Below are 3031 nucleotides of genomic sequence, written 5' to 3'. Positions count from 1 at the left end.
GCCGACGCCGGTGGCTTTGAAAATCTCGTCCTCGATCCGGTTATGGAAGAGCGTCGTGCGCAGTTGCAGGTTGTCGCCATTGGCGACGACGTTGGCAAAGTTGGTGATGTTGCCCACGGTGATCGCCGTGATGCGTTCCGGGTTGAGGTCGACGCTGGTGGCGGTGCGGTTGCCGAACCCCTGGACTTCGTATTGTTCGTCAATCACCGGCGCGCGCCAAGTCCTGCTCCAGTTGGCGAACATCGCCACGTTCGGCGTGACGGTCCAGAACGCTGCCAGGCGCGGTGACCAACCGGTGTAGGTGCGGTCGCTGTAGTCGTGGCCAACGCTTGGGACCGGGTTGTTGTAGTACGGCGCATCGTTGCCTTCGCCACGGTTGCGCACATGGTCATAGCGCAGGGAGGGCGTGATCGTCACGTCGCCCAGGGTCACTGCGTCCTGGACAAAGAAGCTGTTGGTGTCGACCTTGCCGCGGGGCATGAAGGCGGGCTGGAAGTGCCCGTAGTTATGCTTGGCGGTGTTGTAAGTGGAGCCCGGCATCCACATTTCGGTGTCGCGGTTGTGTTTGCGGACCTGCACCCCCGTGGTCACGGCATGTTCCAGTGGCCCGGTGGCAAACAGGCTGGTGTTGCGCAGTTCGAGAATCCGGTCTTTGTAGGCGGTGTCCATCTTCCGGCCGCCCGTGGCCAGGGAAAAGAGCGCATTGGCGTCGCGCTCGTCGGTCTGGTCGGTGTTGGATTCCGAGTAGCTGAGTTTCAGGTCCACCAGTGGATTGTCCATTGGCTGGTATTGGTACTTGGTCGACCAGGTGGTGTCGACGGTGTCGCGATTGGCCAGGAAGCCTTTCAGCGCGCCCTCATAACCATACCTGTTGATGTAGGCCTGGCTCGGCGGCGAGGGGTAGCTTGCGGCCGAAAACGGTGTCCAGCGCTGGCTGTGGGAACGGGAATAGGACAGACCGACGCTGTGTTCGTCGGTGAGGTGCATGTTGAGCTTGAATAGCTTGCCGTCCACATCCTGGGCGCTATTGGGCAAGCGCTTGGGGTTGATCGGGTAGTTATTGCCAGGGTCGGGCAGCGTCGCGGCCAGCTTCATGTCGCCGCCGTCACGCTGGGTCAGATAGGCCAGTGCGTCGAAACGACCGTCATCGGTGCGGCCGTAGACGGCACCGCTATAGACCTGTTGATGGTCATTACTGGCGTAACTGTATTTGAGCATCGCGCCGGTATTGCGACCGTCCCTGAGCAGGTCGGGGGCATCCTTGGTGATCATATTGACCGTGCCGCCAAAACCGCCATTACCGGTGAAGGCCGAATGCGGGCCTTTCTCTACCTCGATACTTTTGATCAACTCGGGCTCGATGAACACGGTGCCTTGTTGATAGCGCTCGAAGCTACTCTTGGCCGCACCGTCGACGGTCAGTGGTACGTCCTCGGCATCCCCCAGGCCGCGAATGTTGATGGTCTGGCCGCCGGGTTTCATCGAGCCACCCATGCTGATGCCTGGCAGCGTCTGGAGCAGGCTGGGAATGTTGCTGGGCTGGTAGCGGTCGATATCGGCCTGGGTCAGGGTGGAGCGGCCGACCGTGGTGGAGTCCACTTGATTGCCGGTGCCGATCACACTCAAGGCGTCGAGTTGGACAGTGCCGCTGTTGGTGGTCTTGCCCTCGTCGGGACGCACGACGTAGGTGCTGCCGACCTTGATCAGGGTGAACTCACCGTTTTTCAGCAAGGTACGGATTGCCACTTCCGGGGTGTATTCGCCTTTGAGGGCGGGCGCCTGGACGTTTTTCAGCAGGGCTTCATCGAACAGCAACTGGATGTTCGCCTGTTGCGCCACCTGACTCAGGGATGTGGCCAGGGACTGGACGGGCAGTTGCAGGGTGAACGACTCGGCCTGGGCGTGCAGGCTGAAGGCCAGGCACGAAGCGATGAGTGTCGGTCGAAGAAGCAGGTGCTGGACGTGATAAGGCGCGCGAAACATGAAATCCCCCAAAGCGGCAAAAGTGCCAGAAAGGCATGCGTATCAAACGCAGACGGGAGGAAGACGCGGCAGGCAAAAAAATCCACACATGCGAATGAAAAATATTCTTAAGTGTGGAGTTGTGAACGCTACTTGCGGGCTTCGATCCTGACTTTTCCGTCGGCCAGGGCCACGGTTTTCACCGGCAGCAGGGCCGGTAGAGCGTTGAGCAGGGCGTCTGGATCATTCACGTCCAGGTTGCCCGATACCTTCAACTGCGCCACGGCGTTATCCACTTGAAAGCTGGCACCGGGGCGATACAGGCTCAACTCATCGATCAGGCTGGCCAGTTCGCGATTGCGAAATGACAGGTGCCCGCTGCGCCAGTCGGCAACCTCGCTGGCGTTGAGGGTTTGCTGTTGCAAGGTGCCCTTGGCGTAGTTGTAGGTGGCGCGTTGCTGTGCGCCGAGCAAGGTGGCTTGCGCCTTGGGGTCGGGATCGAATGCCACCTGGCCGTGGGCAACGCTGACCACCAGTTGCTGCTGGCTGCGCCGCACATCGAAACCGGTGCCCACCACTCGCACATTGGCCTCGCCCGCTTGTACGAACAGTGGCCGCTCCTTGTCGGCGGCCACCTCGATGTACAGTTGACCCTGGTCCAGGTGAACGGTGCGTTGATGGGCAGTGAAGTCCACCCGCAAACGCGTATTGGCATTGACAGCCCGCGCATGCGGGCTTCTCTTTGATGTACTCAGTATGGGCGCGATGTTGTGGGTGAAAGTCTCGCCGCAAGACGCCCTCTCAAACCGATTTGTTAAGTACAGCAGGCTGGGGGTATGGTTTTCCCGACTATGGCCTCCCATACAAATTTTGGACGTAAAAAACCCAGCCTTGAGAGCTGGGTTAATTCCGTATTGCCCTGCAATCCTAGCAAGGTTGCATCCATGCCCGGCCATGTGCAACGCGGGATTTGATTCTGCGTGCATCTGACGGAATGGGCAAGCAGCACTGAGGCGTAGGTGTACAAACAATGTCGCGAACGCAAAACACCCTGCGCTTGGCGGGGGGC

General features: G+C 59.9%; 1 protein-coding gene and 1 pseudogene. Both read right to left on the bottom strand.

The features are described from left to right. On the bottom strand, positions 1–1983 hold a 1983-nt coding region (locus tag GNF76_RS29155), incomplete at its 3' end, for a TonB-dependent receptor (protein WP_155586493.1). A gap of 128 nt (positions 1984–2111) precedes the next feature. Next, positions 2112–2681, bottom strand: a pseudogene (locus GNF76_RS29150) (FecR family protein); the annotation flags it as partial. Positions 2682–3031: the final 350 nt, after the last annotated feature.

Origin of the sequence: Pseudomonas spelaei (assembly GCF_009724245.1) — a bacterium.
Lineage (GTDB): Bacteria > Pseudomonadota > Gammaproteobacteria > Pseudomonadales > Pseudomonadaceae > Aquipseudomonas > Aquipseudomonas spelaei.
This window is presented reverse-complemented; position numbering and strand designations above follow the sequence as displayed.